Annotated in this window: 13 protein-coding genes; 4 read left to right on the top strand and 9 right to left on the bottom strand. The window is 71.8% G+C overall.

The genetic code is table 11. The features are described 5' to 3' along the window. Positions 1-12: 12 nt before the first annotated feature. Both H286_RS0101245 and H286_RS0101240 read right to left on the bottom strand, forming a co-directional pair. A complete protein-coding gene (locus tag H286_RS0101245) occupies positions 13-699 on the bottom strand; it encodes a uracil-DNA glycosylase (RefSeq protein WP_020096790.1) in 687 nt (228 codons plus the stop codon). Continuing rightward, the gene (locus H286_RS0101240; RefSeq protein ID WP_196800626.1) at positions 696-1202 is read right to left on the bottom strand and encodes a phosphoribosyltransferase; all 507 of its coding nucleotides are present in this window, start codon (positions 1200-1202) and stop codon (positions 696-698) included. Before H286_RS0101240 ends, H286_RS0101245 begins: the two co-directional genes overlap by 4 nt. Before the next feature lie 133 nt (positions 1203-1335). Between H286_RS0101240 and H286_RS0101235 the strand changes: the two genes are divergently transcribed. Next, positions 1336-2781, top strand: a complete 1446-nt coding sequence (locus H286_RS0101235; RefSeq protein WP_018188679.1) for an MFS transporter — start codon at positions 1336-1338, stop codon at positions 2779-2781. A 6-nt stretch (positions 2782-2787) separates the two neighbouring features. Here H286_RS0101235 and H286_RS0101230 read toward each other — a convergent pair whose 3' ends face one another. Then, the gene (locus tag H286_RS0101230) at positions 2788-3573 is read right to left on the bottom strand and encodes an SDR family oxidoreductase (protein ID WP_181900434.1); all 786 of its coding nucleotides are present in this window, start codon (positions 3571-3573) and stop codon (positions 2788-2790) included. 161 nt (positions 3574-3734) lie between these two features. On the opposite strand from H286_RS0101230, the gene H286_RS0101225 reads away from it, so the two are divergent. The 3 genes from H286_RS0101225 to metX all read left to right on the top strand — a co-directional run bounded on the left by H286_RS0101225 (position 3735) and on the right by metX (position 7082). Next, a complete protein-coding gene (locus H286_RS0101225; protein WP_020096787.1) occupies positions 3735-5057 on the top strand; it encodes a bifunctional o-acetylhomoserine/o-acetylserine sulfhydrylase in 1323 nt (440 codons plus the stop codon). A gap of 87 nt (positions 5058-5144) precedes the next feature. Continuing rightward, a complete protein-coding gene (locus tag H286_RS0101220) occupies positions 5145-5618 on the top strand; it encodes a hypothetical protein (RefSeq protein ID WP_231370865.1) in 474 nt (157 codons plus the stop codon). A gap of 261 nt (positions 5619-5879) precedes the next feature. Continuing rightward, on the top strand, positions 5880-7082 hold the full coding sequence (metX, locus tag H286_RS0101215; RefSeq protein WP_020096785.1) for a homoserine O-acetyltransferase MetX: 1203 nt from the start codon (positions 5880-5882) through the stop codon (positions 7080-7082). 6 nt (positions 7083-7088) lie between these two features. Here the strand turns inward: metX and H286_RS0101210 are convergent, their stop codons facing one another. The 6 genes from H286_RS0101210 to H286_RS0101185 all read right to left on the bottom strand — a co-directional run bounded on the left by H286_RS0101210 (position 7089) and on the right by H286_RS0101185 (position 12711). After that, on the bottom strand, positions 7089-8540 hold the full coding sequence (locus H286_RS0101210) for a phytoene desaturase family protein (RefSeq protein ID WP_020096784.1): 1452 nt from the start codon (positions 8538-8540) through the stop codon (positions 7089-7091). Continuing rightward, a complete protein-coding gene (locus tag H286_RS0101205) occupies positions 8537-9019 on the bottom strand; it encodes an SRPBCC family protein (protein ID WP_020096783.1) in 483 nt (160 codons plus the stop codon). The genes H286_RS0101210 and H286_RS0101205 overlap by 4 nt, the downstream gene beginning before the upstream one ends. 63 nt (positions 9020-9082) lie before the next feature. Beyond that, positions 9083-10300: an MFS transporter gene (locus H286_RS0101200; RefSeq protein ID WP_020096782.1), complete on the bottom strand. Its 1218-nt coding sequence runs from the start codon at positions 10298-10300 to the stop codon at positions 9083-9085. Then, positions 10297-10638, bottom strand: a complete 342-nt coding sequence (locus H286_RS0101195) for a thiamine-binding protein (protein ID WP_018188689.1) — start codon at positions 10636-10638, stop codon at positions 10297-10299. The genes H286_RS0101200 and H286_RS0101195 overlap by 4 nt, the downstream gene beginning before the upstream one ends. 13 nt (positions 10639-10651) lie before the next feature. Then, on the bottom strand, positions 10652-11848 hold the full coding sequence (locus H286_RS0101190) for a glycosyltransferase 87 family protein (RefSeq protein ID WP_020096781.1): 1197 nt from the start codon (positions 11846-11848) through the stop codon (positions 10652-10654). A gap of 29 nt (positions 11849-11877) precedes the next feature. Then, positions 11878-12711 carry an ADP-dependent NAD(P)H-hydrate dehydratase gene (locus H286_RS0101185; protein ID WP_020096780.1) on the bottom strand — a complete coding sequence of 278 codons (834 nt, stop codon included), beginning with the start codon at positions 12709-12711 and terminating at the stop codon, positions 11878-11880. Position 12712: the final 1 nt, after the last annotated feature.

Raw genomic sequence — 12712 nt, 5'->3', positions numbered from 1 at the left:
CCAGCATACGGCTCAGTCGGGCAGTCGCCAGTCGACGGGAGCAGCCCCCTGCGCCTCGAGCAGGGCGTTCACCCGCGAGAACGGGCGCGAGCCGAAGAAGCCGCGCCGCGCCGACAGCGGGGACGGATGCGCCGACTCGACGCGCGGGGTCTCGCCGAGCATCGGGAGGAGGGTCGCGGCATCCTTCCCCCAGAGCACCGCGACGAGCGGCTCGGACCGGGCGACGAGCGTCGAGATGGCGTGCGCAGTGACGCGCTCCCAGCCCCAGCCGCGGTGCGAGCCGGCTTCACCGGGTGCGACGGTCAGGACGCGGTTGAGCAGCATGACGCCCTGGTCGGTCCACGCCGAGAGGTCGCCGTGCGCCGCCGGAGGGATGCCGAGATCGGCCGACAACTCGGCGTAGATGTTCCCGAGGCTCCGCGGCAGCGGTCGTACGTGGCGATCGACGGCGAACGAGAGCCCGATCGGGTGTCCCGGCGTCGGGTACGGATCCTGGCCGACGATCAGCACGCGGACGGCCGAGAGTGGCCGGCTGAACGCACGCAGGACGTGGTCGCCCGCGGGCAGGTACCCGCGCTCGTCCGCGCGGAGCCGGTCGCCGAGCGCGGCGATGTCCGCGGCGACGGGAGCGAGGGCATCCGCCCACTCGGGGTGGATGTGCCCGTCGGCCGCGAGGGCGTCGAGAGAGCGGCCGCTCATGCCCCGGCGGGGAGGCCCGCGTCCTCCTGGACGACCGTCCCGCGGAACGACCACGGGAAATCGATCCAGCGGTCGGTCTCGCGCCACGAGTAGTCGGGCATCGCGATGGAGCCGGGCTTCGTGTAGATGCAGACCGAGCGGACATCCGCGCCGGCGTCGCTCAGGAGCTGAACGGCGAGGGCGAGGGTGCGGCCGCTGTCGGCGACGTCGTCCACGAGGAGCACGCGCTTGCCCGGCAGCGCGCTGAGGTCGAGGTCGGGCGGGAGGATCTCGGGCGCGTCGAGGACCGTCCCGATCCCGGTGTAGAACTCGACGTTCAGCGCTCCGCAGCTCTTGACGCCGAGTCCGTACGCGATGGCCCCGGCCGGCAGGAGACCCCCGCGGGCGATCGCGACGACGATGTCGGGAGCGAACCTGTCCGCGACGATGCCGCGCGCCAGGTCGCGGGTCGCCCCGCCGAAATCATCCCAGGTCAGCGTCTCGCGTTCGGCGGCCACCGGCATCCCCTCGTCCATGGATTCCCAGACTACGACCTGCGGGACGGCGGGCCGCTCCAGCGCTAGGCTCGCGCTCGTGACCGGGATCCCGCCCTCCTCCGCGCCGTTGCTGCGCTCGTCCGCCACGCGCTCGTCGCGGTTGGGTTCGTCCACGCTGGGCATCACGGCAGGACTCATCGGGTGGTTCATCGTCGTCGAGCTCGTGAGCGGCATCCTGCAGGGGTTCTACGTCCCCCTGTTCAGCGACATCGTCGTCCAGCTCGGCATCCGCGACGCCGACGTGAACTGGTTCGAGGCCGGGCAGCTGCTGCTGAGCGCCCTCGTCGTCCCGATCCTCGCCAAGCTCGGCGACATGTTCGGGCACAAACGGATCCTGCTCGTCGCCGCGGTCCTCACCGCCCTCGCCTCGTGGGGCCTCGTCTTCGCCGACTCGTTCTGGACCTTCCTGCTGTTCTGGTCGCTGCAGGGGTTCTACGTCGTGTGGCTGCCGCTCGAGGTCGCCCTCATCTTCGAGCGCGGGCGGGAGCAGAACCGTGGCGTCTCGCTCACCCGGCGTGCTGCGGGGCTGCTCGTCGTCGGGCTCGAAGCGGGGGCGATCATCGGCGCCCTCGCCGCGGGACGCATCTACGCGGCTACGGGCGACCTCGGGCTCACCCTCATGGTCCCCGCCATCGCCGTCTCGCTCGTCGTGATCGTCATCTGGCTGTGGGTGCCCGAATCGACCCCCAGCGGCGAGCGCCGCCTCGACACCGTGGGAGTGATCCTCCTCGCCTGGGGGCTGCTGCTGGTGACGGGTGCCCTCGCCTGGATGCGGCTCATCGGCGAGCTCGGCCTCGGCGCGGGCACGTGGGCGGGGGTCGCGGCGCTGTTCGTGCTCGGCGTCGGCGTGCTCGTCTGGTTCGTCCGCCACGAGCTGCGCCACCGGCATCCCGTCGTCGACATGCGCGTGCTCGCGCGTCCCGACATGTGGCCCGTGCAGGCGACGGCGTTCCTCATCGGCATCAGCCTGCTCGGCGCGCAGGGGCCGCTGTCGACCTACGCCGGCACCGATTCGTCGCTCGGCTACGGCCTCGGGCTCGACGCCACCGAGCGCTCGTACGTGATCGGCCTCTACCTCGTGTCCCTGATCGTGGGCGCGGTCCTGTTCGCGGTGACGTCGCGGCGGGTCAGTCCGCGTCTCGCGCTCATCGCCGCAGCCGTCCTCGTCGGAGTCGGCTACGCGCTGTTCCTGCCGTTCCATCTCGAGGTCTGGCAGGTGCTCCTGAACCTGTCGATCGCGGGCATCGGATGCGGTGCCCTCGTGGGCGCGATGCCCGCTGCCGCCGCGGCGGCGGCGCCGTTCGGCAAGACGGGCGAAGCGTCGGGCATGACGAACACCACGAAGACGATCGGCGGCGCGTTCTCCTCCGCCGTCTTCGGCGTCGTCCTCGCGGCCGGCGCGGGCGCGGTCGCGGGGCAGACGGCGAGCTCGCTGGGCGGCTACCTCACGGTGTGGGCCATCTGCGCCGCGGGCGGATTCCTCGCCGCGCTCCTGCTGCTCCTCGTCCCGAAGGTCGCCTTCGCCGACGCCCCGCCGGAGGCGTGAGCGCGCTCAGCCCTCGATCGTGCGGGGCCGGAGCGGACCGCGAGCCAGCAGGTGCTGCGCGGACTGCGCGACCGGTCGCATCGTGACGAGGTCGAGGTTCACATGGCCCGGCGCGTTCAGCGCGTAGGCGATGACATCCGCCACGTCGCCGGCGGTCAGCGGCTGGTCGACGCCGTCGTAGACCTTCTCGGCCGCGGACCGGTCGCCGCCGAGCCGATTGAGCGAGAACTCCTCGGTCTGCACCATGCCGGGAGCGACTTCGACGACGCGGATCGGCTCACCGTTCAGTTCGAGCCGCAGGGCGTGCACGAGCATCGCCTCGCCCGCCTTCGCCGCGTTGTACCCGGCGCCTCCCGGGTAGGCGGTCTGCGCGGCGGTCGAGGTGACGTAGACGGTGTCGGCGTGACCGTCGACCTCCGCCGCGCGGCGCAGAAGCGGGAGGAGGGCGGCGGTCACGAGCTGAGCCGAGAGCACGTTGACCTCGAACATCCAGCGCCAGTCGTCGGGGTCACCGTTCTCGACGCGCTGCGTGCCTCGCGCGCCGCCGGCGATGTGGACGAGCGCGTGGACCGGGCCGGTGTCCTCCAGGTGCGCGGCGAGCGCCGCGACATCCGCTTCGCTCGTCAGGTCGGCCGCGTAGGACTGCGATCCGATCTCGGCATCGAGGGCCTCCAGCCGGGCGGCTCGACGCGCGACGCCCACGACGTCCCACCCCGCCGCCCTCAGCGCGCGGACGGCCGCCTCACCGATCCCCGAGCTCGCACCGGTCACCACTGCACGTCGATTCGCCATGCGCTCAACGCTAGTGACTCCGCGGGCGCCCGCGGACCGCGTCACGTTACGCCGCGTGTCCCGTTCCGTTGTCCCCGTCGGGCGCGACTCGTAACGTCGGTGTCGGGCCCGCGGCATCCGTCGCAGACCACCACCCGACCACACACGCAGGGAGCCATGTCATGTCCGCACCCGAGAACTGGCGCTTCGAGACCAAGCAGATCCACACCGGCGCCGCTCCGGACCCGGTGACCAAGGCCCGCGCCACGCCGATCTACCAGACGACGTCTTACGTCTTCGACAACGCCGACCACGCCGCGAACCTGTTCGCCCTGGCCGAGTTCGGCAACATCTACACGCGCATCCAGAACCCGACGCAGGACGTCCTCGAGCAGCGCCTCGCGGGCCTCGAGGGCGGCACCGGCGCCCTCGTCCTCGCGAGCGGCCAGGCCGCCTCGACCTTCGCGGTCCTCAACATCGCGCAGGCCGGCGACCACATCGTCTCGTCGAGCTCGATCTACGGCGGCACGTACAACCTCTTCAAGTACACGCTCGCCAAGCTCGGCATCGAGACGACGTTCGTCGAGAACCAGGACGACGCCGAGGAGTGGCGCCGCGCCGTCCGCCCGAACACGAAGCTGTTCTTCGCCGAGACGATCGGCAACCCGCAGATCAACGTGCTCGACGTCCGCACCGTCGCCGACGTCGCCCACGCCGCCGGCGTGCCGCTCATCGTCGACAACACGATCGCGACGCCGTACCTCATCCGCCCCTTCGAGCACGGTGCCGACATCGTCGTGCACTCGGTCACGAAGTTCCTCGGCGGTCACGGCACGACGATCGGCGGCGTCATCATCGACGGCGGCTCGTTCCCCTGGTCCCAGCACTCGGACCGATTCCCCGGCCTGACGACGCCGGACGAGTCGTACCACGGGGCGGTGTACACGGATGCCGTCGGTGACGGCCTCGCGTACATCATCAAGGCCCGTGTCCAGCTGCTGCGCGATCTCGGCTCCGCCATCTCGCCGCAGAGCGCGTGGAACCTCATCCAGGGTGTCGAGACGCTGTCGCTGCGCATCGAGCGTCACGTGCAGAACGCGCAAGAGATCGCGGAGTGGCTCGAGAACCACTCCGACGTCGCCTCGGTGAACTACTCGGGCCTCCCCACCTCGCCCTGGTACGCCGCGGCCAACCGCTACGCCCCGAAGGGCGTGGGTGCGGTCCTGTCGTTCGAGTTGAAGGGCGGCGTCGACGCCGGCCGCGAGTTCGTCAACGCGCTCAGCCTCTTCAGCCACCTCGCGAACATCGGCGACGTGCGCTCGCTCGTGATCCACCCGGCATCCACCACCCACTCGCAGCTGACCCCGGAGCAGCAGCTCACGTCGGGTGTCACCCCGGGTCTCGTCCGCCTGTCGGTGGGTCTCGAGAACATCGAGGACCTGAAGGCCGACCTCGAGCAGGCCCTCGCCGTCGCGCGACGCCACTCCGAGGCCGCCCGCGCCTGACCTCCCCTCCTCAGGAGACCGACACCCCGCCCGGCCCCGGCCCGGCGGGGTGTCGTGCGTCCGGGCCGATACGCTCGAGACACGACCATGAAACGCTACGGACCTCTTCACGCTGTGCCCGACGGGCTCGCGATCGGCGACCCCGGTCGGCGTCACCTGGTGCTCGGCGCACACACCGTCAGCCACCGAGACGGCGTCACCGTGACGCGGGACATCGGCTGGGCCGAGCTCCGCGGCGCCACCCTGGACCTGCAGACCACCCGCTTTCCCTTCCCCGGAGCGTTCGCGGGCGCGTGGAGTTCGCTCCTGGTCATGATCACGCAGACCGATCCGGAGCTCGACCTGAAACCCGGCACGGCGGTGCTCACGACAAGAGACGCGTCCGTGCGCCTGGAGCTGGACCGACACCATCCCGGCGGCTACTGGCACCCCATCGTTTCGCGGACCCAGCTACTCATGGAGCGTCTCGTCGAGGATGCCGCGTCCCGCTCGTTGCTGCGTCAGCCGGACGTCGTGCTGGCCTCGATCGTCTCTTCGGTACGCCGCGCGCGCGTCGCCTAGCGGTCCGCGCGACGAAGGAGCGCCCGCCGCTTGCGGTGGAGTTGCGCCAGGAACGTGTCATCGAGGTCTCTTTCGAGGGGAGCGATCCGGTCGCCGAATGGCGGTTCCCCCGACGCTAGCGAGGGTTCGAAAGACCCCGCGCCCACCTTTCGGTGGAAACTTTCGACGGTGCCGAGCGCGCACGCACCGCGTCCCACGCCCGGGGCCCAACACCTCCGTAACACTGCGCTGGCCCTCACCCTCGCCCGGGACAATGGACGTATGGACTGGCAGACCTCGGAGGACACGGTGCCCTCGGCTCCGGTGACCGAGGCCGACGCCCGACTGCTGCTCGGACGCCCGCCGGCGACCGGCGCTTGGCGCGACGGCGACCCGGTGGGCGAGCGGAGGTTCGCGCAGTTCGGCGCGTTCGCCACCGAGAGCGGAGCGAGCCTGCCCGGCATCCGCCTCGCCTACGAGACATGGGGCGAGCTCTCGCCCGCCCGTGACAACGCGGTGCTGATCCTGCACGCCCTGACCGGCGACAGCCACGTCCGCGGCGACGCCGTCCCCGGTCACGCGACGGACGGCTGGTGGGGCGACATCGTGGGCCCCGGCGCCCCGATCGACACCGACCGCTGGTTCGTCGTCGCCCCGAACATGCTGGGCGGATGCCAGGGCTCGACCGGCCCCGCGAGCATCGCCCCGGACGGCTACGAGTGGGCGTCCCGGTTCCCGTTCCTCACGATCCGCGACCAGGTCGCCGCGCAGGTCATGCTCGCGGACGCTCTCGGCGTCGACGTCTGGGCGGGAGTGATTGGCGGCTCGATGGGCGGCATGCACGCCCTCGAGTGGGCCGTGACGCACCCGGAGCGGGTCGAGCGCCTGGGCGTGCTGTGCTCGCCGCCGACGACGACCGCTGATCAGGTCGCGCTGAACTCCGTGCAGCTCGCGGCGATCCAGATGGACCCGCGCTTCGCCGGCGGCTCCTACTACGACGCCCCCGACGGCGACGGACCCCACCGTGGCCTGTCGCTCGCGCGGCGCATGGCGCTGTTGAACTACCGCACGCCCACCGAACTCAACCAGCGGTTCCAGCGGTCATGGCAGTCCGACAAGAGCCCCTTCGGCGAGGGTGGACGGTACGCCGTCGAGAGCTACCTCGACTTCCACGGCAACCGCTTCACGCGGCGGTTCGACGCCAACTCCTACCTCACCCTCGTCGAGGCGATGAACTCGCACGACGTCGGCCGTGACCGCGGTGGCGTCGAGGACGCCCTCGCCCGCGTGACGGCGCGCACCCTCGTCCTCGGGGTCGACAGCGACCGGCTGTTCCCGGTCGAAGGGCAGCACCGGATCAGCCGCGGCATCCGGACCACCATCGACGACGACACGGTCGTCCTCGCGAGCGATTTCGGTCACGACGGGTTCCTCATCGAGACCGAACCCGTCGGCCGCCACCTGCGACGCCTGCTCGAGAGCTGACGCCCGCTACCTCGGCGACAGGTCGGGCGAGATCCGCGTGCCGAACGTGTGGCGGAGCGCCGACCGCGCCGCGTGCCAGCCGGCGAGGCCGTGCACGCCGGGACCGGGACTCGTCGACGCCGAGCACAGGTAGACCCCGTCGAGAGGGGTGCGCCATGGATCCGGCGACACGACCGGCCGCTTCAGCAGCTGCCACAGCGCGGGCGCTCCCGCCGCGATGTCGCCGCCGGGGTAGTTCGGATTCTCGGCCTCGACCTCGACGGCGTTCCGGGAGTTCACCCCGACGATCAGGTCGCGGAAGCCCGGGGCGAACCGCTCGATCTGCCGGATGACGACCTCGGCGCGGTCGGCGGTGCTGCCGGACGGCACGTGCGTGTACGTCCAGAGCACGTGACCGCCCGCCGGCGCACGGGACGGGTCGAACCCCGACGGCTGCGCCACCAGGACGTAGGGCGCGTCCGGCAGTCCGCCGCGCGAGATGAGGTTCTCGGATGCCGCCATCTCGGCGCGCGTGCCGCCGACGTGCACGGTGCCCGCCGAGCGGACCTCCTCATTCGCCCACGGGACCGGTCCCGACAGGGCGAAGTCGACCTTCGCGACCGCCCCGCCGTAGCGGAACCGCTCCAGAGCGCCCCGGTACCCGCTGGGCACGTCGTCGCCCGCGATCCGCAGGAAGTCGCGCGGGACGACGTCGAGGAGCACCGCCCGGGCGGCGGGGAGCTCCCGGAGCGACCCGACCTCGTGGTCGGTGACGATTTCACCGCCGTGCGCGCGCAGGTCGTCGGCCATCGCGTCGACGATGCTCTGGCTGCCGCCGATCGGGATCGGCCAGCCTCGCGCGTGACCGTAGGTCGAGAGCGCGAGACCCGCGCCGGCGGCGGCGAGACTCGGCAGGGCGAGGATCGTGTGCGCGGCGACGCCCGTGAGCAGGGCGGGTGCGGCATCCTCCCGGAACCGGGCGTTCCACGCTCCGCTCCCCTGCTCCAGGGTCCGCAGGCCGAACCACACGGCCGCGACGGGGTCGGCGGGCACGCGGATGAGCGCGTGCCCCGTGAAGTCCGCGACACCGGACGCATGGTCCACGAGCGGACGCATCAGGCGGGCGTACGCGTCGCCGTCGCGGCCCAGCGTGGCGGCTGTGCGGTCGAGGTCGCGGTAGGCGATCGCCGCGCGTCCGCCGTCGAGGGGCTGCGCGAACGAGGCATCCGGGACGGCGAAGTCCACCCGCCGCCGCAGCCCGAACTCGCGGAAGAACCGACTCTCGAACGCGAGCGGGTGCACCGCCGAGCAGACGTCGTGCCGGTACCCGGGGAGCGTCATCTCCATCGTCCGCGCGCCGCCGCCGATGGTGCCGCCCTTCTCGTACACACGCACGGCGAGGCCGGCACGGGCCAGCGTGACTGCGGCGGCGAGCCCATTCGGGCCCGCCCCGACGATGATCGCGTCGAGGTCGCTCACTCGCCGACGCCCTCGTCCTCGGCGGTGGTCTCATCGGTCGGTCGCGCGGCACGCCCCTCGGCGAGGTAGGCGAGGCGGTGCAGGGTCTCGGCGTTCCGCAGCTGCAGAGCGACGTCGAGGAGCGCCGTCGGGATGAGGCTTCCGGGTCCGGCGACGGCCTCCTCCTGGATTCGCACGACAGCACCGTCCGGGTGCGGCCTCACCTGGATGTCGACCTGCGCCTCACCCACCGGCCAGCCCTTGGCACGCAGGAGGAGGTGACGCGGCGGGTCGTAGGCCAACACCTCGGTCTCGTCGTCGATGAGGACCGGCCACACACCGAACGAGTGGTGCAGGTGCGAACCCACCCGAGGCCAGGTCTCGGCGACCTCGCGCATCCGCGACGCGCCGACGACCCACGAGGGGAAGAGCCACCCGTCGGCGAGGACGGCGAAGACGTCGTCAGGGGTGCAGGCGAACACACGCGAGTTGCGGGACATGTCTCGACGCTATCGACTCGCGGTGCGCGCGACGGACGGGGTTGCGCCCTCCCCCGGAGCGTGTCAGCGAACGGCCGGCGTTCGCGCCGCGGTGCGGCGCTCGACCGTGACACTGACGATCCCGATCACGAGTCCGCCCAGGGCGAGCAGCAGGCCGACCCAGACGGGGGCGGTGTAGCCGAGCCCTGCGGCGATGACCGCACCGCCGAGGGCGGCGCCGACCGCGTTGCCCGTGTTGAACGCCGAGTGGTTGAGCGCGGCGGCGATCGACTGGTTGTCGCCGGCGACGTCCATGAGCCGTGTCTGCACGGTGGGACTCACCGCCGACGAGGCGAACGCCACCGCGAAGACGAAGACGATCACGGTCACGATCCAGCCCGACGTCAGTGCCAGCAGGAGCTGCGTGACCACGAGGAGGCCGAGGAGCCCGAGCATCGATCGGACGAGGTTGGCGTCGGCGAGATGACCGCCGACGAGGTTCCCGGCGGTCATCCCGAGTCCCAGCACGACGAGCACGATCGGGACGAGCCAGACGGGAGCCCCCGCCGCCTCGGTCACGAGCGGCGAGACGTACGTGTAGACGGCGAAGAAGCCGCCGAAGCCGATCGCGCCGATCCCGAGCGCGAACCAGACCTGCGGGATGCGGAACACCTTCAGCTCCGCGCGCAGCGTCCGCGACGGCTCACCGGCTCGGTGCGGCACGGTGAGGGCGATCGCGACCGTCGCTGCGGCGAAGATGACGACGACCATGACGAACGCCCAGCGCCAGCCGAGGTTCTGGCCGAGGAACGTGCCGAGCGGTACACCGACGACGTTGGCGACCGTCAGTCCCGTGAGGACGAAGGCGATGCCCTTGGCACGGTTGCCCGGCCCCATGACGTCGGCGGCGACGAGGGCGCCGATCCCGAAGTAGGCGCCGTGCGGAAGACCGGCCAGCAGACGGGACGCCGCGACAAGCTCGAACGTCGGCAGGATCAGCGTCAGCGCGTTGCAGAGCGTCAGCGCACCGGCGAGGAGGATCATGACCCGGTGTCGCGGGTATTTCGCGACGGAGGCCGCGATCGTCGGGGCTCCGATCACGACGCCGAGCGCGTAGAGCGTGATGAGCCAGCCCGCCTGGGCGATGGCATCCTCCTGCGATGCGGCCCACGCCGTGGGCAGCAGTTCGCGTGCGATCTCGGGGAGGAGCCCCATGACGACGAACTCCGTCATCCCGATGGCGAAGCTGCCGATGGCGAGCGCCAGCAGCGCGCGGCGGGGGCGGGTGGGAGCGGACGTCACTCCGGGATCGTAGTCCCGCTCCCCTCCTGAGGACGAATCGATTCGAGCGCGGACTCGAGACGCTCGATCTTGCCGTCGATCTCCCCCGTGTAGCCGGGGCGGATGTCCGCCTTCAGGACGAGCGAGACGCGGGAGCCGAACGGCTGCACGGCGTCGACGGCGCCCTTGACGACGGCCATCACCTCGTCCCACTCCCCTTCGATCTCGGTGAACATGCTCGTGGTCCGGTGCGGCAGGCCCGAGGCGCGGACGACGGCGACGGCGGCCGCGACCGCGTCGTGGACGGAACCGTCCGGGTTGCCGTTCCCGGACGGGGCGACGGAGAAGGCGACGATCATGGGGACCTCCGGATCAGGGGATGGAGCGGGCGGGGAGACGGCACAGGCGCACGACCATCCACACCATCAGCACGGCCAGTGCGAGGTTCCGGAGGGTCAGCACACTCACGGCGACGATCTCGGGCGAGACGATGCCGTTGTAGAGCACGGGATAGACGAGCTGCGTCAGCGCGGCGGACACGAGGACGAGGATGCCGGGTGCCACCCACCGGCGACGGTCCACCACGAGCCCGAAGACGACGATCGCGAACAGCCACGTCTGGAACTGCGGCGAGCCGACCTTGTTGACGACGATGAGGACGGTCGTGAGCGCGAGCCCCAGGGTGGGGAAGAGCCGCACGAACGGCACCTTCCTCCGGATCTTGACGACGCCGATGGCGACGACCGCGGCGGCGGCCAGCACGAGAGCCGGGGTCATGAGCGCCGACACGACGCTCAGCAGCGGCCCGGTGACCTGGAAGGTGAGGATCCCCTGGTCGTAGTAGACCGTCCACCTGTCGGCTCCGAGCAGCGCGCCCCACAGGTACACGGCGCTCACCGGCGCCTCGACCTGGAGCCCTCGCCCGGTCTGCCCGCTGACGAAGCCGAGCGCGTGGTCGGCACCGCCCGCGGCGACGACGATCCCCAGGATGAGCGCACTGACGAGGGCGCCGGCCCCGATGATGACGCTCCGTCGACGCACGGCGACGACGGCCGCCCCGATGAGTGCCGCCGGCCAGATCTTGATCCAGGTCGCTGCGGCGAGCAGCGCTCCGGCGATACCCGGCCGGCGCAGCAGCCACAGGCATCCGAGGATCGCGAGCGGAACCGACACGCCGTCGATCCGGTACATCCCGACGGGCCCGAGGGCGACGATCGCGGCGAGCCAGAAGACCGCGGCCGTGAGACGACCGCGCGAGCGTCCGGCGCCGATCAGCACGGCGAAGGCGACCCCGTCGACGGCTGTCACGAGGATCGCCCACCCGACGGTGTAGCTCCCGACGAGCGCTCCGGGCAGGTGTGCGAGGAGCATGGGCAGGAGCGCGAGGTGCGGATAGACCCAGTCCTGCGTGACACCGACGATCCCGCCGCCCGAGAAGACGGCGCGCGACCAGGGTTCGTAGACCCGGTAGACATCGCCCATGGGCTCGTTCGGCAGCAGGAAGCCGAGAGCGCCGACGAAGAGGTGGACGAGGGCGAACGCGGCCCAGAGCAGCACGCGGTTCGTCACGCCCTCCAGCCTAGGGCGACGCGCCGGCGTCACCCCGCGAGAGCCGCCGCGACGGCGTGCGGCAGGTGCTCGGCGACGTCGAGCGCGACGATCGGTCCGCCGCCGTTCGCTGCGACGGCGAGCGCGGCCGCGTGCCCGTGCAACCAGACGGCGGATGCCGCGGCGCGCTGCAGTGCGCCGAGGTCGGCCGGCGACGTCCCGTGCCCGATGACACCCGCGAGCACGGCGCCGACGGTTCCCGCGAGGACGTCGCCCGTCCCGGCGGTCGCCAGCCACGAGGTCGGCGCGGTGATCTCGATCGGCTCGATTCCGGGTGCGGCGACGACGGTGGTCGCCCCCTTCCGGACGACGACACCGCCGAGCGCGGCCGACGTCTCCGCAGGGTCGTCGATCTCCGGGTCGAGTCCCAGCATCTGCCGCAGCCGGGCGTGCTCGCGTCCGTGCGGCGTCGCCACGACGGGCGCCGGTGCTCCGGCGGCCAGGTCCAGGGCTCCCGCATCCACGACGACCGGTGCCTCGCCGGAGAGGATGCCCCGGAGCGCCGCACGTTCGCGCGCGGAGCGGTGGGCGGCATCCGTCCCGGACCCGATGACCCACGCCTGCACGCGGCCGTCCGCCGTCACGGTCTCGGGCCGACGGCCGAGGACGTGATCGGCTGCTCGCTCGGGTCCGAGGTAGCGCACCATGCCGACGCCGGTGCGCCAGGCGGCCTCGACGCCGAGCACCGCAGCTCCCGGGAACGCGGCAGATCCGGTCCGCATCCCGACCACACCGCGGGAATACTTGTCGTCGTCGGCCGTTGGCTCGGTGAGGACCGCTGCCGTGTCCGCACCGTTCCACCCCTGCGCCGTCATGGCGCCCACC

Origin of the sequence: Microbacterium sp. 11MF (genome assembly GCF_000383475.1) — a bacterium.
GTDB classification, from domain to species: domain Bacteria; phylum Actinomycetota; class Actinomycetes; order Actinomycetales; family Microbacteriaceae; genus Microbacterium; species Microbacterium aquilitoris.
Note: the sequence above shows the minus strand (reverse complement) of the source record. Positions and strands in the feature narration are given on the sequence as shown.

Excerpts from the sequence above, each read along its gene's own strand:
- H286_RS0101225 (WP_020096787.1), top strand. The coding sequence starts at position 3,735 with ATGTCCGCACCCGAGAACTGGCGCTTCGAGACCAAGCAGATCCACACC.
- H286_RS0101245 (WP_020096790.1), bottom strand. The coding sequence starts at position 699 with ATGAGCGGCCGCTCTCTCGACGCCCTCGCGGCCGACGGGCACATCCAC.
- H286_RS0101220 (WP_231370865.1), top strand. The coding sequence starts at position 5,145 with ATGAAACGCTACGGACCTCTTCACGCTGTGCCCGACGGGCTCGCGATC.
- H286_RS0101240 (WP_196800626.1), bottom strand. The coding sequence starts at position 1,202 with ATGCCGGTGGCCGCCGAACGCGAGACGCTGACCTGGGATGATTTCGGC.
- H286_RS0101205 (WP_020096783.1), bottom strand. The coding sequence starts at position 9,019 with ATGTCCCGCAACTCGCGTGTGTTCGCCTGCACCCCTGACGACGTCTTC.
- H286_RS0101230 (WP_181900434.1), bottom strand. The coding sequence starts at position 3,573 with ATGGCGAATCGACGTGCAGTGGTGACCGGTGCGAGCTCGGGGATCGGT.
- H286_RS0101195 (WP_018188689.1), bottom strand. The coding sequence starts at position 10,638 with ATGATCGTCGCCTTCTCCGTCGCCCCGTCCGGGAACGGCAACCCGGAC.
- metX (WP_020096785.1), top strand. The coding sequence starts at position 5,880 with ATGGACTGGCAGACCTCGGAGGACACGGTGCCCTCGGCTCCGGTGACC.